The organism is Robinsoniella sp. KNHs210 (assembly GCF_000686105.1).
Classification (GTDB): domain Bacteria; phylum Bacillota; class Clostridia; order Lachnospirales; family Lachnospiraceae; genus Robinsoniella; species Robinsoniella peoriensis.
This window is the reverse complement of record NZ_JMLZ01000002.1, coordinates 2831045-2854222: the sequence shown is the minus strand read 5'-3', so window position 1 is coordinate 2854222 and position 23178 is coordinate 2831045. Positions and strand designations below refer to the sequence as shown.

Here is a 23178-nt window from a genome sequence, read left to right as displayed (position 1 = left end):
TTTGTATTTAAATTGCTTGGTAAATTGTGGGAATAATGGATAAAACATTCTGAATACTCAGAATTTTTTATAAAATAAACCAAATATACAAGAAAAGGAGAAGAGGTATGAAGAAAACGTGGAAAAGATTTGTGTCGTCAGCAATGACCGCAGCGATGATCGTACCGGGAGTTTTAGCACCGGTAAGCTCGATGAGCGTTAAGGCGGAAGCCCAGGGAGCAAACAGGGAGGGAGTCTACAGCATTGATTTGAGTGATAATGGAACTGCAGCGCCGGCTCCATGGGGGGTAACACCGAGCCAGAATCAATACGATTACCAGAAACAGGAATTAGCTGCGTTTTGTCACTTCGGCATGAATACTTATACCAACACGGAATGGGGTAATGGGAAAGAATCACCAAGCAGTTTTGCACTTGAAAATGATTTTGATGCAGATAACATGGTAAAATCATTGCAGGATGCAGGATTTAAGAAGTTAATCATTACGGCAAAGCATCATGATGGATTTTGTATATGGAGAAGCGAGTATACAGATCATGATCTGGAAAGTACTGATTATAAGGGGGACGTGCTGAAGGAAATTTCCGCAGCATGTACAAAGTATGATATGGATATGGGATTATACTTATCACCGTGGGATGTAAATAATCCGTCATACGGATATCGTGATGAACAGGGGAATCCAACTGATAAAGAGCATGACGTTTTAGATTATAATAAGTATTATAATAACCAGCTCCAGGAGATTCTGGGAAATAACGCATATGGAAATAACGGACATTTCGTAGAAGTGTGGATGGATGGAGCAAAGGGCGACGGTTCCATGGCTCAGGATTATGATTTTGACTTATGGTTTGATACAATCCAGAAAAACGAAGGAATTGCTTCTAAAAAATATGAATCTGATTGTATGTTATTTGGTGCACAATCCCGTACAACTGTACGTTGGATCGGGAATGAAAGCGGTTTTGCCAACGAAGAGACTTGGTCGAAGTCAAGAGTGGATAAAGAGAGAGATACCATTGACAGCAGACAGGTAGGGGGAGCAACCTCGGGATATCATGACGGCAATCAATGGACAGTTCCGGAGGTAGATGCAAAGATTACATCGGGCTGGTTCTGGGGACCGGGTAAGAAGACACCCCTCAGTCTGGAACAGCTATCCAATATGTATTTCGATTCTGTTGGACATGGTGCGGTTCTGTTATTAAATATACCGCCGAACAGGGAAGGCACGATTGATCAGCCTATTCTGGACCGGGTTGCCGAATTCGGAACGAATATCAATGAGACGTTTAAGAAGAATTTAGCTGCGCAGGAAGGCGTGACTATTTCTGCATCATCGGTAAGGGGCGATGATATTGCGTACTCACCGGATAATTTAAAAGATAATAATGATGATACCTATTGGACCATGGATGATGGCTCCACTACAGGTTCCATAACGATAGACCTTGGATCAACCAAAACATTTGATGTGGTATCCATAGAAGAAGCGATTAAGCTGGGACAGCGTGTTTCTTCCTTTACCGTGGAATACCAGAACCAGGGCGGGGAATGGAAAAAGTTTGCAGAAGGGACTACAATTGGTCCGAAAAAACTCTGCCGGAAAACTCCTGTAAAAGCAGATAAGGTACGCATTAATATTACCGGATCTTATGCAGTTCCTGTAATCAGTGAAGTAGGACTCTATAAAGCATCCCAGGGATTTGAAGTAGGTCAGGCGATCCCGGATGGCCTGGATAACATCGACATCAAAGATACGGATACGGCAGATGGAATTGGATTTGAAATCGGAAACGGATGGACTCAGGAAACCGGTTCCCAGTACACAAATGGTACGAACATGTGGGCAAATCCAAGAGCTGAAGTAACACTTAAGTTTAAAGGGACTAAAGCGTGGCTTTTAGGAACACAGGACCCGAATCATGGAACAGCAGATTTGTATATTGACGGTGCTTCAGAGCCTGTAACCATTGATACAAGTGCATCCAAGAGAGCAGTTGGACAGATCTTATATGAAACTCCGGACTTAGAGGATGGACAGCACACCATCAGACTGGTAGTGAAGAACAAAGCAATCGGACTGGAAGCGGCATTAGCATTAAATAATGGCGGAAAAGGAATGTTTGAATTAGCACAATCTTCCTATACCGTACCGGAAGATACGGTAAATGAGTTTGTGGTAAAACGTATCGGAGGTTCCAAAGGCAGAGCAACCGTTCTGTTCCAGGATAATCCGGGAACGGCAGTGCAAAGTGATTACATACCCACAGAGGGAATAGAACTGGTATTTGAAGAGGGAGAAACTGAAAAAACAGCTCATGTAACGACAAAACGCCAGACCTTAAATACCGGTGATCTTTACTTCAGCGTTGACCTGGTAGAGCCATCCGATGGCGCGGTACTAGGATTTAAGCCTTCTGCCCGTGTAACAATCACAGATGCTGATAAGATCACAAAAGATATGGTATCAGAACTGATTGCTTCTACTGATTCGCTGGTAAGTGCATACTACAAGGAAGACAGCTGGAATGCAATGATGGATGCGAAAAAAGAAGCTCAAAAGGTTGTGGATAATGAAAGTGCAACCGGAGTTGCAATCACAAATGCATATAATAATCTGAAAGCAGCGATTGACGGACTGGTGTCCAGAGATCCATATACAGAAGAAGATCCGTTTGCCTTCCCGGCATATAAAGATCAGTCGAAGCTTCTGGAAGCAGAATTTTTTGCCCTGGATCCGATTGAAGGGGATAAATATGTAAGAATTACAGAAAGTGACCAGGCAAGTAACGGAAAAGAAGTAAACTGGTTTGAACCTGGAAATAAGATTATACTTCATTATACAGCTGAAAAAGCAGGTACCTACAATCTGGAAGCTACCTATCGAAGCGGCAGGGCACAGAACAATCCAAATGCCTTTGTCTGGAGTGGTGAAAAGATTGAAAGCGGCAGCCAGGATGTATACGGTGAAGATGGAGCCACAGAATATCACAAAGTGGTACTTCCGATTAAGATTACAGAAGCAGGTGCCGGAACCCTTATCTTTACAGCGGATGCAAAAGCAGGACCGGTAATTGATAAGTTCGAGATTACACCAAATGAAATTGACTACGTTAAGTTCCAGATAGATGCATCAGCAGGAGAACACGGAAGTATCAGTGATGCAGGTGATAATGAGGTTTATCAGGGAACAGATAAGAAGTTTGTGATCACACCAGAGGCTAATTACAAAATTGATGATGTATTAGTAAATGGCGAATCGGTGAAAGACCAGTTAGTAGTGGAGGATGAAGCAGCAAATTCATATTCTTATACTTTTGTAAATGTTCAGGCAAACAGCACCATTGAAGCTTCCTTTGTATTTGACCATTATACAGAAGCTCTGCCATTTGCATTCCCTTCCGATGAAAGCACAGCTAATTTAGAAGCGGAGCACTTTACCTTGTATCCGGTGAATACGGATAAATATGTAAGAATTTCCGATAACGAGAATGCAAGCAATAAAAAAGAAATCAACTGGTTTGAACCAGGAAATGTAATTAAACTTCCGTTCACCGCAACTCAGGCAGGTACCTATACACTCACCGCAACTTACAGAAGCGGAAGAAACTCCTCAGCACCAAATGCATTTGTATGGAGCGGTACCAACGTAGTAAGCGGCAGCCAGGACGTATCCGGACCGGATGCAAATGTATATAAAACAGTAGCACTTCCAATTGTAGTGACGAAAGCAGGTGCAGGTGAACTGGTATTTACAGCAGATGCAAAAGCAGGCCCGGTAATCGATAAGTTCGATGTACAGTTTACAGCTCCGGCTGCACCGGTAGAAAGTGTAGAACTGGATAAGACCAGTGCAACACTGACCCAGGTGGGAGAGACCCTGCAGTTAACTGCAACGGTAGCACCTGAAAATGCAACGAATAAAAACGTAACCTGGGAGTCATCCAATCCAGAGGCAGCAACGGTAGATGAAAACGGACTGGTAACAGCAGTTGCAACCGGAACGGCTAATATTACCGTAACCACCGAAGACGGAAATATGACAGCGTCCTGTGAAGTTACAGTAGGGCTTCGGGTAACCGGAATTGCCTTTGACGTAACCGAAAAAACCTTAACGGCTTCAGGAGAAACATTCCAGTTAAATCCTGTATTTACACCGCAGGATGCAATGAACAAAGAATTAACCTGGAGATCTACAAATGAAAGTGCAGCAACAGTAGATCAGAGTGGTCTGGTTACAGCAGCAGCAAATGGGAATACAGAAATTGTAGCCATTACAAAAGATGGCGGCTATGTGGCTGCATGCAGAGTAAATGTAGAAATACCAGTGAGAGCAGAAAGTGTATCGCTGGATCGTACAACTGCAGAAATCACAACAGAAAATGGAAATATCCAGTTGACAGCAACCGTTAATCCGGAGAATGCCACCAACAAAAATGTAAGCTGGGTATCTTCTGATCCGGATATCGCGTCAGTTGATGGAAATGGTCTGGTTACCGCAGTTTCGGATGGGCCGGCAACGATTACCGTTACTACGGAAGATGGCGGATTCACCGCAGTATGTGAAGTTACCGTAGCAATTGTACCAGAGGTTATACCGGTAGAAGGTATCACAATGGATATTACGGAACACACCATGCAGAAAGCAGGCGAAATACTGCAGTTAAAACCGCAGGTTCAGCCGTCTAATGCAAGCAATCAGAAAATAACTTATAATTCCTCCAATCCGGAGGCAGCAACCGTTGATGAAAATGGCTGTGTAACAGCAATTGCAAATGGTGATGCAGTGATAACGGCAACAACAGAGGATGGCGGATTTGAAGCAGCCTGCACCATTAAGGTAGCCATTCCGGTTGGAGTTACAGAGCTTATCTTAGATAAGAAAGAAGCAACCCTGACAAAAGCAGGAGAGACGTTAGAATTACACGAAACAGTAATGCCGGAAAATGCAACCAATAAAAATGTAACCTGGATATCTACGATGCCGGAAGTTGCAGATGTAGATCAGGGTGTGGTAACTGCAGCAGCAGATGGAACGACTACTATTATTGCATTGACGGAAGACGGGCATTTTACAGCAACCTGCCAGATAACAGTTTCCATTGTGAAACCGGTAACCGGAATCTCCTTAAAGGAAATTCATTTAAAATTCAGCAAAGCAGGAGAGACCGCACAGCTGAAAGCAGTCATAGCACCGGAAGATGCCACCAATAAGAATGTTGCCTGGACCTCTTCCGATTCAAAAGTGGCAGAAGTGGACAAGAACGGTGTGGTAACTGCAATTGCAGATGGAAAAGCAATTATCACAGTAAAATCAGAGGATGGAGCATTTATGGCATCCTGTGAGGCAGAGGTTAAGATTGATAAACCTGTAATCTCCGTAAGCGGAGTAAGCCTGAATAAAACAAATGCTGTATTATACGGCAAAGGGGCAAGCCTTCAGCTGAAAGCAGAGGTTTATCCTGAAAATGCAGCAAATAAAAAGGTAACCTGGACGTCTAAGGATAAAAAAGTAGCAAAAGTTGATTCCAATGGAAAAGTTACGGCTGTATCTAATGGAAAAACGGAAATTATTGTGAAAACAGCAGATGGAGATATTACAGCAAAATGTACCATTACGGTTAAGGAGGATAATAAACCGGCAGTCGTAAAACCAGGCAGGGTTACGAATGTAAAAGTAAGCAATAATGCAACGCATTCAATGAAAGTGACCTGGAATAAAGTAAAAGGTGCGGATACTTACCGGGTATACGTATACAATCAAAAGTTCAAGAAATGGTCAAAGGCAGGAACTACAAATGAAACAGGCATGACAATTAAGAGACTGCCGGTTGGTATGGAATGCCAGGTCAAAGTTGCAGCAGTAAATAAAGCCGGAAAAGGTGCTTATTCAACTGCAGTAACCACAGCTACAAGGCCAAATAAAGTAACATTAAAGTCTGTAAAGAAAAATACGGCAGACAGTGTAAAACTTACATTCAAAAATGTAAGAAGCGATGGCTTTGCAGTTTACATGAAAGCAGGCAAGGGAAAATATAAAAAAGTTGATACAGCAAAAACCACAACAGCCGTTGTAAATAAACTGAAAAAAGGCACAACCTACAGCTTTAAAGTACGTGCGTACGTAAAAGCAGATGGAAAAACCTTCTATGGAAAATATTCCAATGTAATTACTTATAAAATGAAGTAATATCTCTTGAAATTGTTTTCCAACAGTGCAATAATAATAAAGCCATCATGGAATACGGTGTCTGGAAGTTTATAAAGGTTATATCTGATGCCTGATTATCAGGCATCAGTTGTATCATAAAATTAAATCAACGCATATGTTAGGAGGACAAACAAATGTTAAAAGGAATACCACAGATTTTATCACCAGAGTTGTTAAAAGTATTATGCGAGATGGGTCACAGTGACCGTCTTGTAATCTCAGACGGGAATTTCCCGGCAGAGTCCATGGGAAAAGATGCAATTGTTATCCGGTGTGACGGACATGGTGTACCGGAAATCCTGGACGCTATTTTAAAAGTATTTCCACTGGATACTTATGTGGAAAATCCGGTAAACTTAATGGAAGTAATGCCGGGAGATGATGTAGAGACACCGATCTGGGATACATACAAAGAAATCGTTGCAAAGTATGACAGCCGCGGAGATAAAGCCATTGGTAACATTGAGCGTTTTGCGTTTTATGATGAAGCAAAGACGGCTTATGCAATCATTGCAACCAGCGAGAAAGCTCTTTATGCAAACATTATGCTGCAAAAAGGGGTAGTAGTAGAATAGAAGAAACAGGTATTTACCTCACCCGCAAACTGTGACTCACAGCTCCCATATAGAAATTTTCAAACACGCTCTAGAGCTTTGGAAGGTATTCTAAAAAAATACCGGCCAAAGCTCTTATTATATAAGATATTATTACATCCATGTATAAAATTCCAATTTCTGCAAATATTATTTAGGCAATAATGTGTAAAAAATAACATTCCAGTTAAAAGTTTGTCAAATATATATAAAAAACACCGAAAGTTTTGTGTATTATTTAGTGAAATAACTAGACATTATCTGGAAAATGTTTTAAGATAATATTACGGTAAAATATCGTAAAGGAGGCAGGCGTGTGAAATATAAAAAAGATGTTTTTCGTTCACTGGCGATGATAACTCAGATTGGCATCAGCATGTTGGCCCCCATAATTTTGTGCGTATTTGTTGGATACTGGCTTGATCGGAAATTCGGCTGGAATACCACGATCGTTCTTCTTATTCTGGGTATCCTTGCCGGTGGACGCAATTGTTACATGCTATTAAAGGATATGGTGAATGCAGGAGGAAAGAAAAAGGATGATTAAGAAGTTAAATCCTGTATCAAAAGAGCTGATTCTTGGCATTCTAATATGTGGGGTTATATTTCAATTTTCACTAATATGGCTATCCGGTTCAAAGGTGCTCTATACTACCGGGTTGTGGATCGGAATTGCAATCTCTGTTTTTCTGGCGGTTCATATGAACTGGTCTATTGAAAATGCAGTGGAAATGGATGAAAAGGGCGCTGTCAGTCACATGAAAAAAATGTTTATGCTGCGGGCGCTGGTAGTGGTAGTAGTATTTTTTGGCACGTATCTGCTTAAACTGGGAGATGTTGTCGCAGTATTTTTGGGGTTATTTGGATTAAAGATAGGAGCTTATCTGCAGCCGGTTCTCCATCGTTTAATTCAAAAAATAAAAAAATAAAGAAAAGGAAGGTGAGAACGTGGGAAATGCGTATCTTTGTCAGGGCCAGCTGCTGGCTGCGGGCGGTGAGGTAGATTTTATGATTCACGGTCTGTTCAAATACAAACTGTTTGGACAGGAATTCTATATCACGACCACCCATGTCAGTATATTGATCGTTATGATCATTCTTCTGGTATTTGCTGTTATAGCAAACCGCAAGATGAAAAATCCCGATGAGATACCGCGGGGATTTCAGAATGCGGTGGAAATGATTGTAGAGATGCTGGACAAAATGGTACATGGAAGCATGGGAAAATACGCAGGCAAATTTGCAAATTACATCGGTTCCATATTTTTGTTTATCTTTGTCAGTAATATCTCCGGACTATTTGGCCTCAGGCCGCCCACTGCGGATTATGGTGTTACGCTGCCGCTTGGTATTATGACATTTGCTATTATTCAGTACAATAATATCAGATACAATAAGTTTGGTGCACTGACTGGCTTATTTAAGCCGCTGCCATTTTTGTTTCCGATCAATCTGATTGGTGAAATTGCGGTACCATTTTCACTGTCGCTGCGTTTGTTCGGCAATATTTTATCCGGTACCGTAATGATGTCACTGATTTATACGCTGCTGGCACCGATTGCAATCGGATGGCCGGGATTTTTACACATCTACTTTGATATTTTTTCCGGCGCAATACAGACCTATGTGTTCTGTATGCTAACGATGGTATTCGTAACAGATAAGCTTCCGGGTGAGGCATAGCTCATGCACGATTGTGCAGGGTGGCTATTGTGCAGGGTGGCTATAACGTAAAATCAATGATGTAAATTCGATGACGTAAAATTAATGAATTAAAATCAATGACGTAAGCAGAGCAGGAATAATGAAAGAGTTTTGAAGTTATCACGCAATAATAAAGAATTATAATATAAAGATCAGGAGGATTTCAGAATGAGCAATATAACAAATGAAGGTTTAATTTTAGCGTGTTCCGCAATTGGTGCGGGGTTGGCGATGATCGCCGGTGTAGGTCCTGGTATTGGACAGGGTATTGCAGCAGGTTACGGTGCAAGTGCGGTAGGAAGAAATCCGGGAGCAAAATCTGACATCACATCTACCATGCTTTTAGGACAGGCAGTTGCAGAGACAACCGGTCTTTACGGGTTGGCAATTGCATTTATTTTACTCTTTGCAAATCCGCTTCTTGGAAAGCTTTAAGAGAAATAGGTCTGAATAATAAGCGAAAGGAGGCGAAACCTTGGAACGATTATTTAATCTGGACCCGCAGTTGATTCATGACGCGGTGCTGCTTATGATCTCGATGTTTGTAATGTTTACTTTCCTGTCATATCTGCTGTTTAATCCTGCAAGAAATATGCTGAAAAAGCGTCAGGATAAGATCAAATCAGATATTGACACGGCTGCACGGGATAAAGAAGATGCGAAAAAGCTTATGGAGGAATACGACAGAAAGCTCAAAGACATCAATAAAGAAGCAGAAGAAATCCTGAGTGCTGCCAGACAAAAAGCACTGAAGAATGAAGCCAGGATCATAGAAGAGGCGAAGGAAGAGGCTGGCAGAATTATGGCCAGAGCAAATGCCCAGGTGGAACTGGAAAGAAAGAAAGCGGCAGATGATATGAAGAAAGAAATAATATCCATTGCTTCGCTTATGGCTGGTAAAGTTGTGAAGGCTTCTATCGATATGGAAGTCCAGGATTCATTAATAGAGGATACTTTAAAGGAAATAGGTGATCAGACATGGCAAAGTTAGCTTCGAAAGTATATGGCGACGCCCTGTTTGAAGTTGGATTGGAAAAGGCAAGATTAGGGGAATTAGAGGAAGAAGTTCTGGCTGTAAAGCGGATTCTTTTGGAAAATCCGGAATTTGAGCAGCTGATGCTTCATCCTAAGATTGACAATGATAATAAGATCAAAGCAATTGAGTCTGTTTTTAAGGACAGAATCTCGGACGATTGTGTGGGACTTTTAGTCATTGTTGTTACAAAGGGGCGTTACAAAGAGCTTCCCCGGATATTTGATTATTTTATTGCGAAAGTAAAGGAATATAATAAAATTGGAATTGCGCAGATTACATCCGCGGTTCCGTTAAAAGATGACTGGAAAAAGAAAATTGAGGCAAAACTGTTAGAGACAACGGACTATGTGAAAATGGAAATGAACTTTCATGTGGATGACAGTCTGATCGGCGGATTGATTATCCGGATTGGAGACCGTGTAGTGGACAGCAGTATTAGAAGTCATCTTGTGGATCTCACCGGGAAGCTTACCAAGATTTCCCTGGAAGCCTGAAATAATAGAAGTTCAGGAACAAGTGTGAAAGAAAATTCAAGAAATATTGATTTATGTAAATTGCAGGAAAGAAGGTGGCAAAGCCTCATGAATTTAAGACCAGAGGAAATTAGTTCCGTTATTAAAGAACAGATAAAAAGATATTCCTCCGAGATGGCCGTGTCTGATGTTGGAACGGTAATCCAGGTGGCCGATGGGATTGCCCGTATTCATGGTCTGGAGAATGCCATGCAGGGAGAACTTCTGGAGTTTCCGGGAGAAGTCCACGGTATGGTTCTGAACCTGGAAGAAGATAACGTAGGTGCTGTATTACTGGGAGATACCACCAGTATCAGTGAAGGCGATACTGTTAAGACAACCGGAAGAGTGGTTGAGGTTCCGGTAGGTGACGGAATGCTGGGGCGTGTTGTAAATTCCCTGGGTATGCCTATTGATGGAAAAGGTCCCATTCGGGCTGATAATTACCGGAAAATCGAACGCGTGGCTTTTGGTGTAATCGCAAGAAAATCGGTAGATACACCGCTTCAGACAGGAATTAAAGCAATTGACTCCATGGTTCCAATTGGACGTGGGCAAAGGGAGTTAATCATTGGCGACAGGCAGACCGGAAAGACGGCGATAGCATTAGATACAATCATTAATCAAAAAGGACAGGGTGTAAAATGCATCTATGTGGCAATCGGACAGAAAGCATCTACGATTGCCGGTATTGTTAAGAAACTGGAAGAATACGGAGCAATGGACTATACGACGATCGTGGCTTCAACAGCAAGTGAACTTGCGCCGCTGCAGTATATTGCTCCTTATGCAGGATGTGCAATAGGCGAAGAATGGATGGAGAAAGGTCAGGATGTATTGGTTGTTTATGATGACTTATCCAAACATGCGGCTGCTTACCGAACCCTGTCTTTACTTCTTAGAAGGCCGCCAGGCCGCGAAGCTTATCCGGGTGATGTTTTCTATCTGCATTCCAGGCTTCTGGAAAGAGCAGCCAGATTGTCGGATGAACTGGGCGGAGGTTCTTTGACGGCACTTCCGATTATTGAGACCCAGGCAGGGGATGTATCTGCCTATATACCGACAAATGTTATTTCGATTACTGACGGACAGATTTATCTGGAAACGGAAATGTTTAATGCAGGATTCCGGCCGGCAATCAATGCCGGATTATCCGTATCCCGTGTAGGTGGTGCGGCACAGATTAAGGCGATGAAGAAAATTGCATCCCCAATCCGTGTGGAACTTGCGCAATACAGAGAACTGGCAGCATTTTCCCAGTTTGGTTCAGAGCTTGACAATGACACCAGAGAGAAGCTGGCGCAGGGCGAGCGGATCAAAGAGGTGTTAAAACAACCCCAGTATAAGCCGATGCCGGTTGCATATCAGGTTATCATTATTTTTGCAGCTACCCGCAAGTATTTGTTAGATATTAATGTGGAAGAAATACTGGATTTTGAAAAAGCCCTGTTTGAGTATATCGATATTAAATATCCTGAGATTCCGGAAGAAATCCGAACGACAAAGCAGATTTCAGATGAGACGGCGGATGCACTTGTGAAAGCAATAGAAGAATGCAAAGCAGAGTTTAAAGAATCCAGATAGGATGAAAATCGTTTAGAAAGGGTGATACAATGGCTTCGATGAGAGATATTAGGCGGCGCCGGGCAGGTATAACCAGTATTCAGCAGATTACCAAGGCAATGAAGCTGGTATCCACCGTAAAGCTGCAGAAGGCAAGAGCCCATGCAGAACAGTCTAAGCCGTATTTTGAACGTATGTATGCTGTGGTTACCTCCATGCTGGCCAGGTCAGGCAAACTGGATCATCCCTATTTAAGACCCGGAAAGTCTCCGAAGAAAGCAGTGATAGTCATTACTTCAAACAGAGGACTTGCAGGTGGGTATAACTCCAATGTTACAAAGCTGATAACAGCAGGAGCGTGGGAAAAGGAAGATCTGGAGATATATGCAATAGGGCGAAAGGGTAAGGAATCCCTTGAGAAAAAGGGATATCATATCCGGGGGGATTTCAGTGAGGTGATAAATGCGCCGATGTTTCAGGATGCCCAGGAGATCAGCAAAGAAGTGCTGGATGCTTTTGCCCGGGATGAGATTGGTGAAATCTATGTTGCCTATACCTCATTTAAGAATACCGTAGTTCATGAACCAAAACTGATGAAACTCCTTCCGATTGAATTTGCGGAGGGCGAATTATCAAGGGAAGACAGGATGGCGCTTATGAATTACGAGCCTGATGAGGACGAGGCATTAAATATAATTATTCCAAAATATGTAACAAGCATCTTATATGGATCCTTTACGGAAGCTCTGGCTAGTGAAAACGGGGCCAGAATGCAGGCAATGGATGCGGCAACAAGCAACGCAGACGAAATGATAGATAAACTGGCACTTCAGTACAACCGTGCAAGGCAGGGATCTATCACACAGGAATTAACAGAAATTATTGCCGGTGCAGAGGCGATCAGCTAGAGCGTGTTCTAATACAGGCTTTTGCCTGCAATATGCAGTAAAATATGGAAAGAAAAAGGAGTGAGAACCAGACAATGTCAGAAAAAAACAAAGGCAAAATCACTCAAATCATAGGTGCAGTATTGGATATTAAGTTTCCGGAGGGGCATCTTCCGGAAATTTATGAAGCGGTACACATTAAAAGAAACGATGGTGAAATGCTGGTAGTAGAAGTTGCACAGCATCTGGGTGATGATACGGTCAGATGTATTGCGATGGGATCTACCGATGGTTTGGTCCGTGGAATGGAGGCTGTCGCAACAGGTGCACCCATAACGGTACCGGTTGGGGAACATACACTTGGAAGAATCTTTAATGTAACCGGAGATGTAATAGACAATAAAGAACCGCCTAAGGATGTAGCGTATTTGCCGATTCACAGAAAGGCGCCGTCTTTTGAAGAACAGTCCACATCAACAGAAGTACTGGAAACCGGTATTAAAGTAGTGGATCTTCTCTGCCCATACCAAAAGGGCGGAAAGATTGGTTTGTTCGGTGGTGCCGGTGTAGGTAAAACCGTACTGATCCAGGAACTGATTCGTAATATTGCAACAGAGCATGGCGGATATTCGGTATTCACCGGTGTAGGGGAGCGTACGCGTGAAGGAAATGACCTCTATTATGAAATGACAGAATCCGGTGTTATCAATAAAACAACTATGGTGTTCGGACAGATGAATGAGCCGCCGGGCGCCAGAATGAGAGTGGGGCTCACGGGACTTACCATGGCGGAATATTTTCGTGATGAAGGCGGTAAAGATGTATTGCTCTTTATCGATAATATTTTCCGTTTCACACAGGCAGGTTCAGAAGTTTCAGCGCTTCTTGGACGTATGCCTTCAGCAGTTGGTTATCAGCCCACACTTCAGACTGAGATGGGAGCCTTACAGGAGCGTATTACTTCTACAAAAAATGGTTCAATCACATCTGTACAGGCTGTTTATGTACCTGCGGATGATTTGACAGACCCGGCTCCGGCTACAACTTTTGCCCATCTGGATGCAACCACCGTATTATCCCGTTCTATCGTGGAACTGGGTATTTATCCGGCAGTTGACCCACTGGATTCTTCATCCCGTATACTGGATCCCCAGATAGTGGGAGAGGAACATTATGGGGTAGCCAGAGGCGTTCAGGAAATTCTGCAGAGATACAAGGAATTGCAGGATATTATTGCAATTTTAGGTATGGATGAGTTGTCGGAAGATGAAAAGCTGATCGTAAACCGTGCCAGAAAGATACAGAGATTCCTGTCCCAGCCGTTTTTCGTTGCCACACAGTTTACAGGGCTGGATGGAAAGTACGTGCCAATCAGTGAAACAATCCGGGGATTCAAAGAAATTCTGGATGGGAAACACGATGATATTCCGGAGAGTTATTTCTTAAATGCAGGCTCTATAGATGATGTTCTGGAGCGTGTGAAATAATAAGTTAAAAGGAAGCATTCATCAATGTCCATGTCTGGGACAGATAGGAGTTTTATGGCGGATGAAAAATTTTTTGAATTGGAGATCATTTCTCCGGACCGGATATTTTATCAGGGAAAGGCAAGTATGGTAGAACTCAATACTTCCGAAGGTGAAATTGGTGTTTATAAAAACCATATTCCGCTGACCACCATACTGGTTCCGGGAATTGTAACCATTACAGAAGCTTCCGGCAAAAAAGAAGCTGCTGTTCATGCAGGTTTTATTGAAATTTTAAAAGAAAAAATAACAATTCTTGCAGAAATTGCAGAGTGGCCGGAAGAGATTGATATAAATCGTGCAAAAGAGGCCAAGGTGCGGGCGGAAAGAAGAATACAGACCCACCCCTCGGATATAAATGTAACGCGTGCCGAAATGGCTTTGCGCAAAGCATTAATCCGAATTGAACTGGCTGGAAAATAAAAAAGAGAATAAAAACCCTCCGATTGGTGATACTTAGGTATTACGAATTGGAGGGTTTTTGTATGAAAAAAATATGGGTTGCATTTATTGTTCTTTTATGGGGCGTTGCAGGATTTCAGATCATACAGGGGAAAGAAGCAGCGGAAGAAAATAAGCTGATTGAGGTTTTCCATACAGTAGGCAGCGAACAAAAGACTAGTATGGTGGAATACTATGGAACATATGATAAAGAATATCTCCCAATTGAAGACCGGGAAGCACTTCTTCGGGAAGTGGCTTTGAAACTTGGAATTACGAAAGGTATGAAGGTAGAGCGGACATACGAAGAAAAAAGGCAGGAAGTTTCATTGACAAAAAAAGCTAAGCATGCTGTGACTACTCTGCGGTTTATCACAAATGAAGAAGGAAAAGAGACAAAACAATATATGATAGCCAGCATTGCTCTGGATAAAGATATGGAAAGTGCGCTGGCACATAAAAAGAAGCTGGAAAAAACGCTGGATGACTATACATCCCAGAGCAGAAGTTCTGCCAATGTAATCGGATCTTATGATGGTAAGCTGGATTTAGATAAGAGAAATGAAGTGGCAGACGAAATCCTTGGTGAAATGGGTGCCAAGATTGTAACTGAGCACAGGGATATGCAGCTCTATACCATTTATGCTTACACTACCTATGTATCGGATTATGTCATGCAGGAAGATCAGGCAGTGAATGTAAATATAGCCATGCGGTATAATGAAGAGGAAGATAAAACATATGTCTATGTGGCGACTCCGGTACTTGGGCTGGATTATTAGATATTTTCAAACACAAGCAGACTAATGGGTTTAAGTTAATATGATTAATTTCCCAGATAAGCTTCACTTTTTTACACAGCAGCATATATTATAGTAAATGCGTAATAAAGGAGTAGTTTATGGAGGAACATAAAAATTATCCCCATAACCAAATAGAAAATTGTCCGTGCTATCCTAATTGTGACGATATGATGCATAAGCAGGGCGGGGAACAGCCACAAAAGCCATTCTGGCCGCCTTTGCCATCACAGCCAATTCCACCGGTCTGGCCATCCATGGGGAGTGATTCAGAGCGTCAGGATCCGGGAAGACCGGATCCAGGCTGGGGCAGAACACAGCCGTGGCAGCCATCCGGAAATCAGCATGGAGATCCGGGCTGGGGCGGTCAACAGCCATGGCAAAGAATGGACGATCGTCGGGATATGTACAATCCGGGAGTACGGCCGTGGCAGCCGGGGGATGATTACCAGGGCGGATTAAATGAAGACAGACACCCATGGCAGTCAGATAATGAATGGAATGAGAGATCGTATAGCAGACCACAGCCATGGTCATCCGGAAACATGGAAATGGAAAGTGCCGGACAGCCTGGTAATTCAGATGCAGACATGGGATGGGATATGGAGTCTGACCAACAGGACATGAACATGCCGGAAAATCAAATGAGACCTGATATGGAAATGCCCCAGAACTGGGGAAGTCCATGGATGGATGAATCAGATATGTACGATATTCCGGAATCCGAAATGAATGGCGATATGAATATGCCAATGCCGGAAAGTCAGCCGTGGCCGGAGATGAATATGCCAATGCCGGAAAGTCAGCCGTGGCCGGAGATGAATATGCCAATGCCAGAAAGTCAGCCATGGCCGGAGATGAATATGCCAAATGGAAATACGTGGTCTGACTCAGCTATGCCGAACAACCAGGTATGGCCAGGAAGATCCATGCCAAATAGCCAGCCGTGGTCAGGAAGGCAAATGCAGCCGAACCAGGGATTTTCAGGAAATGGTATGAACAGAAATTCAGAAATGCCGGGAATTCAGGTGCGTCCGGATATGGGGAACGGAACAAACCAGATGTACCCCGACATGACAATGCCAGGCAATCAGATGTGGCCCGGTTCAAATATGGAACCGGATATGGAACAGGACATGGAATCGGACATGGAAATGCCGGGCAACCAGATGAGACCAGGATATATGTACTATCCGAATGGCTCCTCAGATAGAATGCGGGGAGTAATTAATCCGGTGTTCCGGAATGAAGAAATGGAAAAAGAAGAGCAGGAAACAGAACATGACCTGGAACGCTTAAAAGGCATGTATCCGGACATTGCTAAAAAAATCCAATTATTTGTAGAAGAGGCATGTGACGATCTGGAATATGCAGGAAGCCCAATGTTTGATGAACAGCCGGATAAAGTAAACATGATGAGAACGGTAAATAGTATTTATGATAAAGTAAGAGAAGATGTACCGGTAGAAGAGGAAGAAGATAAAGATGACCTCTTTGCAATGAATAAGGAAAGCAGAAGAAGATATCCGCCGGGAAAGAACTGGCTTCGTGACTTCGTAGAAGTAATGCTCTATCATGAGATGTTCCAGAGGCGCTGCAGACACCGCCATTGCCGGAGATGGTATTAAGCAATAAAAGTAATGTCGGACTGATGTAAGCGTCTGAAGATATTTAATGAAGAAACCGGTGGCTAACTTACACCGGTTTCTTAAAAGTGAGACAGCGATTGTGGTGCTAACCGCATTTATTGTCTAAAAAAGTTGCATTTAATAAAAATTTATGTTGAGGTTTTTAACTAAAGCCAGTACAATAGAGACATGGTCTATTCATGGGGAGAATCTATGGGACCTGTCTTGTCGTTAAGGGGAAATAATAATGGAAGAATTAATGAAAGTATTAGAACAATATTTAGATGAAAATATGCTGCAGGCGGTTGTAAGCGGGGCTAAAAAAGCGGACATCCCGTCAAAGATCAAAATCCGCCCGGTTTTAAATAAAGAATTATTAAAGTTTCAAACTGCAATTACAGATGGAAAAAAGGAAATACATAAAAATTTTGATAATCTAGAGATGAGAGAACAGTTAAAATCCTGGATGGAGTCTGATTATAAACAGTTACAGATGGATACAGTCGAATATGCGATTACAGTACTGGTGAGCAAAAAGGGGAAAATGACCATTAAGAAAAAAAGATGGGACAAGCCCAAAGAACCCGTTTCTCTACAGCATAACCGTAAAAAGAAGTATGTGTTAGAGGAAGGCACGCCGATTCCATTTCTGGTGGATCTGGGGGTCATGACTCAGGAGGGGAAGATTGTAAATTCCAAATATGATAAGTTCCGGCAGATCAACCGCTTTTTGGAGTTCGTGGAGGATATTATGCCTCAGCTGGACCGTACACGAGAGGTGACGATCATAGATTTCGGGTGCGGAAAATCGTATCTTACATTTGCGATGTACTACTATTTGAAGATTCTTCAGGGTCTGGATATTCATATGATCGGTCTGGACCTGAAGGAAGATGTCATTGAAAAGTGTAATGGACTGGCAAAAGGATATGGATATGATAAATTAGAATTTTATATAGGAGATATCGCATCTTACGAAGGCGTGGATCACGTAGACATGGTGGTAACCTTACATGCCTGCGATACAGCTACAGATTATGCCCTGGCTAAGGCTGTGAAATGGGGGGCAGAAGTTATTCTTTCCGTTCCATGCTGTCAGCATGAATTAAACGGGCAGATTCAGAATGATATACTGGAACCCGTATTAAAGTACGGATTAATTAAAGAAAGAATGGCGGCTTTGCTGACTGATGCTTTCCGTGCCGGCAGGCTGGAGGAAGAGGGTTACAATGTCCAGATTCTGGAATTTATCGATATGGAACATACGCCAAAAAATATTCTGATACGGGCTGTAAAGGCCGGTGTGCCAAAAAAAGTCAAAAATCTTGCTGAATGTATGGAATTGGTGGGGGCCAGACCGACAATAAATAAACTCTTAAATGCCAAAGAGGAGGCATGAGGCAAATATGAAAAAGATAATCATACGAATCAGCGTTTTGGTGCTGGTGTTTATAGGTGCGGTTTTTGGCATCAGTAAATATATCAACAGAGGTACAACGGAAACGGCAAAAGAAATGAAAGCAGCCACACTGCCCCTGGTCTATATGACAAATGAAGGAACGCAGCTGAATTGTCTGCATGGTTATGTACAACAGATGCCGGTAACGGCTATGAGAGATACACTGACGCCGCTGACGTCCGACCGGGTACTGGATATACAGATTCAGACCTTCGGAGTTCCCATTGATGATATTTATTTTGAGGTTCTTTCCGTAGACGGAAAAGAATCGCTGGAAAATACAAAGGTAACCAAATATCAGGAGGATGGGGAATATGTTAAAACATCCATAAAATTACAGAATCTCATTCTTATGAATCAGGAATATGTGTTAAAACTGCAGATTAAAAGTGCAGGAAAAGATATTTATTACTACACCAGGATCCTCCAGCAGGACGGACTGCATACAAAGAATTATCTGAGTTTTGTAATGAGTTTTTATGATAAATGCCTCAATAAGAATGAAAGCCAATGGCTGGCATCTTATACGGAGCCGGACGATACAGGAGATAATAGTTCCCTTGCAAGTATGGATATTCATTCCAGCATTGATCAGTTAAGCTGGGGAACCTTAAGTCCGCAGATCTATTATAAACCGGTTCCGGCGATTAAAGAATTAAATGAAAGTACGGCATCTGTGGTATTGAATTACATCATCTCTGCCAAAAATGATGACGGGCAGCAAGAGCTGTATAATGTTACCGAATTTTATAGAATGAGGGATGCAGATTCCAAAATTATGCTTCTGGACTTTGAACGGAAAACAGAGCAGATCTTTAATCCTGAAAATTCGATCATCACAACAAAAGGTGTAAATCTTGGAATTACCGGAAGAGATGTCACCTATATGACAGATGAAAAGCAGCAGTATTTTGCTTTTGTACAGGAAAATGAACTTTACAGTTACGATGTAAACAGCAATAAAGTCGCCCAGGTATTCACTTTCCGCCAAAAAGATAAGTCTGATTACCGGGATGTTTACAACCGCCATGATATCAGTATTATCCAGGTGGAATCCAATGGAAATATTTACTTTACAGTCAGCGGATATATGAACCGCGGCAGCCACGAGGGAGAGTCTGGTGTGGCGCTGTATTATTATGAAGCTGCTTCGGGATATGTCAGGGAGGGTGTATTTGTTAGCAGTGGAGAGTCCTATGAACTCTTAAAGAAAGACCTGGACATTCTGACATATGTCTCAGATGACCAGGAAGATTTTAACCTGCTGATTGATGGAGACGTCTATCAGGTAAATCTTTCTACCATGCAGGTAGAGAAGATTGTTAAGGATATTAAACAGGGATGTATGGCTGGATCCCAGTCGGGCAAATACTTTGCATGGCTGAAAGAAAATGAGGCATATGATTCCAGGACTATCATCATAATGAATATGGACACAAAAGAAACCCGTGAGATTTCCTGTCAGGATTCAGAAAGAATCCGTATTATAGGATTTATGGGCGAAGACCTGGTATACGGAGTTGCAGATGCGTCGGATATTAATACACAGCATGAAGGAAATGAACTTTTCCCAATGAAGACAATGCAGATTCAAAACAGCCAGGGAGAGACCGTTAAAGACTATACCCCGGGAGGTCTGTATATAACTAAGACAGATATAACGGAAAAGCTACTGACACTTACCAGGATGCAGAAGAACGGAGATACCTTTACCGAAGCCGCGGAAGATCATATTGTGAACAATGCCGCTGATGAAGATTCTGCATTTGGAATGACTACGCAGGTCACGGATAAGAAGCAGACGGAGATGATACTGAGAGTAGGACAGGATCTGAAAGTAAAAACACCGCAGGTGGTAAGAAGCCGCCAGGTCGTACCGGAGGGCAATCATACAGTATCCGTAAAGGCAAAAGAGAAGAGTGAGAATCTCTATTATGTATATGCCTACGGTAAATTAGACAGCATATATGCCAATGCCAACGCAGCTATCCGAAGGGCAGATGAAATGCTTGGAGTTGTAGTGGATAACCGTCAGAAATATGTCTGGGAACGTGGTAATAAAGAAGATGAAATGGAACTGGATATTACAAAAGTCCCTGAGATTATGAAAAACGGAGAAATGGATGTGGCAAAACTGAAACAGTCCCTGAGTGATAAGACCGTTCTGGATCTAAGCGGTTGTACGCTGGAGATGGTGCTCTATTATGTGAGCCACGGTTACCCGGTACTGGTACAGACTTCGGAAGGAGTCAGAGTTATGGTTGGTTATGATAACTATAATACAATACTGCTTAAGCCCGGAGAAGAAGAGTCCTATTATTATCCGTCGGATGACAGTAAAGAGTTATTTGAAAAGTCAGGAAATATATTTATAACCTATATTAACTGAGACAGGTAAAGGAACAATCAGCCGGTCACAAGCATATTAAATCATGAACCTGAGCGTGGAGAGTAATGGGGATTTAACAACAGGATCTGAAAATAGGAAGACGCCCTGGCTATCAGCTGGGGCGTTTCATATATTATAGAAGTAAATTCTGCTTTCCCTGAATGCAATTGCCAATATGTGGATATCCTAAAATAAACAGAAGACAACATACAAAATGCAAAGAATGGCATAATAAGAAATCAGAAAGAGAGGTAAATAAATATGGATGAAAGAATAAAAACGCTGGCACACAACCTGGTGAACTATTCCTGTGAGGTGAAAGAAAATGACAAGGTCTACATCCACTATATCGGGGAGGATACCCAGGAGCTGGCAAGACAGATTATAAAGGAAGTCTATGCGGCAAAGGGAATTCCATTTATCCGGTTTATCAGCAATAAAGTACAACGGGATATCCTGATGGAATGTACGCAGGAACAGGTGGAGCTGATGGCAGAGGTAGACGGACTGGAAATGTCTAAAATGGACTGCTATATTGGAATTCGCGGTTCGAATAATGTATCAGAATTATCGGACGTTCCGGCAGAAAAAATGGCAATCTATGATAAATACTACAATACCCCGGTACATCATGAAATCCGTGTTAAAAAGACCAGATGGGTGGTTCTTCGTTACCCGAATGCCTCCATGGCTCAGCTATCTAATTCCAGTACGGAGGCATTTGAAGATTTTTATTTTAAAGTCTGCAATCTGGATTATGGAAAAATGGATAAGGCAATGCAAAATCTCAAATCATACATGGAACGTACAGATAAGGTCCGTATGACAGGACCGGGGACAGACCTTACCTTTTCAATTAAAGGCATGAATGCAATTCCCTGCGCAGGAAAATGTAATATACCGGACGGAGAAGTATATACGGCGCCGGTCAGAGATTCTGTAAACGGGACATTGTCTTATAATACGCCGTCGCTGTATCAGGGATTTACTTATGAAAACATTGTTCTCACTTTTGAAAACGGGAAAATAATCAATGCAGCTGCAAATGATACAAAGAGGATTAACGAAGTCTTCGATATGGACGAAGGCGCAAGGTATATCGGTGAATTTGCTATAGGAGTAAATCCCTATGTTCTGGAACCAATGAAAGATATACTGTTTGATGAAAAAATAATGGGATCCATTCACTTTACCCCGGGCAGCTGCTATGACGATGCGTACAATGGCAACCATTCTTCCATTCATTGGGATCTTGTATGGATACAGAGAGCAGAATATGGCGGCGGAGAAATCTATTTTGATGATGTATTAATCCGGAAAGACGGAAAGTTTGTGGTTCCGGAACTGGAGTGTTTAAATCCGGAAAATTTGATTTAGCGTGCTTAAAATAGGACACAGAATACTGATTCTGTGTCCATTGTATTATAGAAATAGTCAAAACAGGGAGGTGTAGTTGTGATAGAAATCTTAAATGGAATGCATGAAACCATCAATTACGGTGATTCACAGGGATTTCGCCTGTATCATAATGTGGAATTTGAAGATTATGGGGATCACTGGCATACAGGTATTGAGATTATTATTCCGGTAAAGAACGGTTATACGGTAATTGTGGGAGAGCAGCGGCAGGGACTTGAAGAAGGGGATATAGCGCTGATTAATTCCGGGGTTATCCATGCATTGGAGGCTCCCCCAACCGGGGAACGGGTCATTCTTCAATTTGATACGGCATTACTCTATGGTTTAAAGGGTATGGAAACACTTTTATTTATGATGCAGCCGCTGATTTATATTCCAAACAGGAAAGATGTGGAAATTTGGCAGGTTATAAATGAGAAACTGAAGAAAATTATCTGGGAATATGATTCCAAAAGTACGTTTAGAGAGGCGCTGATTTATGCGAATCTGATTGAGATTTTTGTAGAACTGGGACGCAGGGAAGTTTATCTGATCGAGACAGCAGAAAAAATTCCTTCGGCCAAGAAGCAGGTGTACATAGAGGCTGTAATGGGAGCTTGTTCCTATATCAGCTCACATTATCTGGAAAATCTCACGCTGGAAGAAGTTGCAGAAGCAAGCGGATTTTCAAAATACCATTTTACACGCATTTTTAAGCAGTATATGAATATGACCTTTTATGAATACCTGAATTCCAAGCGGGTGAAAAGAGCAGAGGAACTGCTTTACAATCAGGAGATGAGTGTGACAGACGTGGCAATGAACTCAGGATTTTTTTCATTGAGCGCTTTCAACCGGACTTTTCGTGCAATGAAAAACTGTGCGCCCAGCGAGTTTCGTAAGAAATGGGAATGCCTTCAGTGTAAAGGCAAGGAAGACTCCTAAAGCAATATGTGGTGAGAATGGGGCAAGATTTGAGAAGAAATAGTTTGTGCAAAATGCTATCATCGAATTAAATGACAAA

The 23178-nt window shown here is 42.2% G+C and carries 18 protein-coding genes; all 18 read left to right on the top strand.

The window, feature by feature from the left end:
- Positions 1-107: 107 nt before the first annotated feature.
- The gene (locus CD03_RS36790; RefSeq protein WP_063837252.1) at positions 108-6197 is read left to right on the top strand and encodes an Ig-like domain-containing protein; all 6090 of its coding nucleotides are present in this window, start codon (positions 108-110) and stop codon (positions 6195-6197) included.
- 155 nt (positions 6198-6352) lie between these two features.
- Positions 6353-6793, top strand: coding sequence for an RbsD/FucU family protein (locus tag CD03_RS0119515; protein ID WP_027295069.1), 441 nt, complete (start codon positions 6353-6355; stop codon positions 6791-6793).
- Between the two features lie 334 nt (positions 6794-7127).
- Entirely contained in the window at positions 7128-7358 is a 231-nt protein-coding gene (locus tag CD03_RS0119510; RefSeq protein ID WP_027295068.1) for an AtpZ/AtpI family protein, read from the top strand.
- Positions 7351-7740, top strand: coding sequence for an ATP synthase subunit I (locus tag CD03_RS0119505; protein WP_027295067.1), 390 nt, complete (start codon positions 7351-7353; stop codon positions 7738-7740). The genes CD03_RS0119510 and CD03_RS0119505 overlap by 8 nt, the downstream gene beginning before the upstream one ends.
- Before the next feature lie 79 nt (positions 7741-7819).
- Positions 7820-8494, top strand: coding sequence for a F0F1 ATP synthase subunit A (gene atpB / locus CD03_RS0119500; protein WP_044290142.1), 675 nt, complete (start codon positions 7820-7822; stop codon positions 8492-8494).
- Between the two features lie 189 nt (positions 8495-8683).
- Positions 8684-8950: an ATP synthase F0 subunit C gene (gene atpE, locus CD03_RS0119495; RefSeq protein ID WP_027295065.1), complete on the top strand. Its 267-nt coding sequence runs from the start codon at positions 8684-8686 to the stop codon at positions 8948-8950.
- A 40-nt stretch (positions 8951-8990) separates the two neighbouring features.
- Positions 8991-9506 (top strand): F0F1 ATP synthase subunit B, encoded by a 516-nt coding sequence (gene atpF, locus CD03_RS0119490; RefSeq protein WP_027295064.1) that lies wholly within the window; start codon positions 8991-8993, stop codon positions 9504-9506.
- The gene (gene atpH, locus CD03_RS0119485; RefSeq protein WP_027295063.1) at positions 9494-10045 is read left to right on the top strand and encodes an ATP synthase F1 subunit delta; all 552 of its coding nucleotides are present in this window, start codon (positions 9494-9496) and stop codon (positions 10043-10045) included. The genes atpF and atpH overlap by 13 nt, the downstream gene beginning before the upstream one ends.
- 87 nt (positions 10046-10132) lie before the next feature.
- Positions 10133-11647 (top strand): F0F1 ATP synthase subunit alpha, encoded by a 1515-nt coding sequence (gene atpA, locus CD03_RS0119480; protein WP_027295062.1) that lies wholly within the window; start codon positions 10133-10135, stop codon positions 11645-11647.
- Between the two features lie 29 nt (positions 11648-11676).
- The gene (gene atpG / locus CD03_RS0119475) at positions 11677-12534 is read left to right on the top strand and encodes an ATP synthase F1 subunit gamma (RefSeq protein ID WP_027295061.1); all 858 of its coding nucleotides are present in this window, start codon (positions 11677-11679) and stop codon (positions 12532-12534) included.
- 74 nt (positions 12535-12608) lie between these two features.
- A complete protein-coding gene (atpD, locus tag CD03_RS0119470; protein WP_027295060.1) occupies positions 12609-14000 on the top strand; it encodes a F0F1 ATP synthase subunit beta in 1392 nt (463 codons plus the stop codon).
- Between the two features lie 54 nt (positions 14001-14054).
- Positions 14055-14462 (top strand): ATP synthase F1 subunit epsilon, encoded by a 408-nt coding sequence (atpC, locus tag CD03_RS0119465; protein ID WP_027295059.1) that lies wholly within the window; start codon positions 14055-14057, stop codon positions 14460-14462.
- 62 nt (positions 14463-14524) lie between these two features.
- Entirely contained in the window at positions 14525-15262 is a 738-nt protein-coding gene (locus tag CD03_RS0119460) for a YwmB family TATA-box binding protein (protein WP_027295058.1), read from the top strand.
- Positions 15263-15381: 119 nt separating this feature from the next.
- A complete protein-coding gene (locus tag CD03_RS0119455) occupies positions 15382-16908 on the top strand; it encodes a hypothetical protein (protein WP_027295057.1) in 1527 nt (508 codons plus the stop codon).
- Between the two features lie 247 nt (positions 16909-17155).
- Positions 17156-18307, top strand: a complete 1152-nt coding sequence (locus CD03_RS0119450; RefSeq protein ID WP_027295056.1) for a class I SAM-dependent methyltransferase — start codon at positions 17156-17158, stop codon at positions 18305-18307.
- A 7-nt stretch (positions 18308-18314) separates the two neighbouring features.
- Positions 18315-20756: a hypothetical protein gene (locus CD03_RS0119445; protein WP_027295055.1), complete on the top strand. Its 2442-nt coding sequence runs from the start codon at positions 18315-18317 to the stop codon at positions 20754-20756.
- Positions 20757-21017: 261 nt separating this feature from the next.
- Complete coding sequence (locus CD03_RS0119440; protein ID WP_027295054.1) at positions 21018-22133, top strand: aminopeptidase; 1116 nt, start codon at positions 21018-21020, stop codon at positions 22131-22133.
- A gap of 78 nt (positions 22134-22211) precedes the next feature.
- Positions 22212-23099 carry an AraC family transcriptional regulator gene (locus CD03_RS0119435; RefSeq protein WP_027295053.1) on the top strand — a complete coding sequence of 296 codons (888 nt, stop codon included), beginning with the start codon at positions 22212-22214 and terminating at the stop codon, positions 23097-23099.
- The last annotated feature ends 79 nt before the right edge of the window (positions 23100-23178 follow it).

Coding starts and splice junctions, on each gene's coding strand:
- CD03_RS36790 (WP_063837252.1), top strand. CDS start 108: ATGAAGAAAACGTGGAAAAGATTTGTGTCGTCAGCAATGACCGCAGCG.
- CD03_RS0119515 (WP_027295069.1), top strand. CDS start 6,353: ATGTTAAAAGGAATACCACAGATTTTATCACCAGAGTTGTTAAAAGTA.
- CD03_RS0119505 (WP_027295067.1), top strand. CDS start 7,351: ATGATTAAGAAGTTAAATCCTGTATCAAAAGAGCTGATTCTTGGCATT.
- atpB (WP_044290142.1), top strand. CDS start 7,820: ATGATTCACGGTCTGTTCAAATACAAACTGTTTGGACAGGAATTCTAT.
- atpE (WP_027295065.1), top strand. CDS start 8,684: ATGAGCAATATAACAAATGAAGGTTTAATTTTAGCGTGTTCCGCAATT.
- atpH (WP_027295063.1), top strand. CDS start 9,494: ATGGCAAAGTTAGCTTCGAAAGTATATGGCGACGCCCTGTTTGAAGTT.
- atpA (WP_027295062.1), top strand. CDS start 10,133: ATGAATTTAAGACCAGAGGAAATTAGTTCCGTTATTAAAGAACAGATA.
- atpG (WP_027295061.1), top strand. CDS start 11,677: ATGGCTTCGATGAGAGATATTAGGCGGCGCCGGGCAGGTATAACCAGT.
- atpD (WP_027295060.1), top strand. CDS start 12,609: ATGTCAGAAAAAAACAAAGGCAAAATCACTCAAATCATAGGTGCAGTA.
- atpC (WP_027295059.1), top strand. CDS start 14,055: ATGGCGGATGAAAAATTTTTTGAATTGGAGATCATTTCTCCGGACCGG.
- CD03_RS0119460 (WP_027295058.1), top strand. CDS start 14,525: ATGAAAAAAATATGGGTTGCATTTATTGTTCTTTTATGGGGCGTTGCA.
- CD03_RS0119455 (WP_027295057.1), top strand. CDS start 15,382: ATGGAGGAACATAAAAATTATCCCCATAACCAAATAGAAAATTGTCCG.
- CD03_RS0119450 (WP_027295056.1), top strand. CDS start 17,156: ATGGAAGAATTAATGAAAGTATTAGAACAATATTTAGATGAAAATATG.
- CD03_RS0119445 (WP_027295055.1), top strand. CDS start 18,315: ATGAAAAAGATAATCATACGAATCAGCGTTTTGGTGCTGGTGTTTATA.
- CD03_RS0119440 (WP_027295054.1), top strand. CDS start 21,018: ATGGATGAAAGAATAAAAACGCTGGCACACAACCTGGTGAACTATTCC.